Here is a 1,309-nt window from a genome sequence, read left to right as displayed (position 1 = left end):
AAATATATGCAGGAGATCAAAAGAATCAACTTGTAAGATATAACCACTACTCGCTGACGGCCGATTTACTGTATCTTACTTTAGAGGGCAAATCACCAGGTAAGGAGAGCTATGGAACGTTGATCGAAGACACAGATTTCAAATGTATTTCATATTCAACTCATATTACTGGTTGGCTTGAACAATGCAGGAAAGAAGTAGCAACTTACCCAATCATACGGGAAACAATCACGCAATACCTAAATCTAATTAAATATCTAACAAATCAGACTATGAATGATACGATGAATAAAGACTTGGCAGCACTCATCACTTCCAATTATGCTAATGTTGAAGCAGCTTTTACTATTATTCATAGTTTAAAAGGAATTAAGGAAAGATTGCTTGATAAGTTTAATGTTGAGCTTAGTACTCTGGCAGATGAAATGGGATTGAAGTTAAGCTTCGATGTTGATTTTAGTAAGCAATATAGTGGAATGTACTTTTACAAGGAAGACTGGAAAGATGCAAGTATTGGATTTGGATTTCAGAGTTACTCTAACACTTTATTATATGGAATAGTTGTTGAGCAACCGGAGCACTTTGGTTCTGAATTGAGAGAGACTTTGGTCAAGATAAAGCCATCAGACACCAGAACATCTGATTGGTGGCCAATATTTAGACCGTTTGAAACACCATATAATAACTGGAATGATAGTAAAGAGGTTTGGACGGCTGTATTCGACGGATCAATGACTATTCAGTTCAAACATAAAATTAAGGAACTCTTAAACCTTTTGGATTCGCATAATATTGCTTTGTAAAAACATAATTGCATTAGGTATAGTACGAGGGATTATAGACCTCTAAATGAATGATGAGAGTCTTTAATTGCTGATCATTCGCCTTTAACAATAAAGGGGGTTTCTCTAATTACCCCTCCGGCCCTTTTATATACATCGCCCCTCCCTATTAGTAATTACGTCCCGTGGAGTTTTCTTGAAAGTTCTTTACGCACGCTAAGAGGTTTGATTTAGCCCCTCTCCATGTTCCCGATGAAAGACGATTTGTTTTGAGTGTTAAAGGCAAGAACAGTGTGCCACAAACCACAAATCCCGGCCAGCATAATTGAATCCTAACGTAAGTCAGAATTTTACTAAGAATGCTGCCTAACATTCACTTCATTAATGCCTCTAATCCCAAAACAATCCCAATTACTCACCTCAAAACAACCTGAAAACACAAATGGAACTACTAAAACTCTCCGAAACTACTGAACCAACGGCAACGCCACAAGCAAATTACAGAATCAGTAAACGCTGGAAACAAG

The 1,309-nt window shown here is 37.2% G+C and carries 1 protein-coding gene; it reads left to right on the top strand.

Annotated features, from left to right (window positions below; translation table 11 throughout):
• On the top strand, positions 1–803 hold an 803-nt coding region (locus AC1DRQ_RS31630), incomplete at its 5' end, for a PD-(D/E)XK nuclease family protein (protein WP_477430129.1).
• Between the last annotated feature and the right edge of the window lie 506 nt (positions 804–1,309).

The organism is Mucilaginibacter sp. P4_E8 (assembly GCF_056401495.1).
Note: the sequence above shows the minus strand (reverse complement) of the source record. Positions and strands in the feature narration are given on the sequence as shown.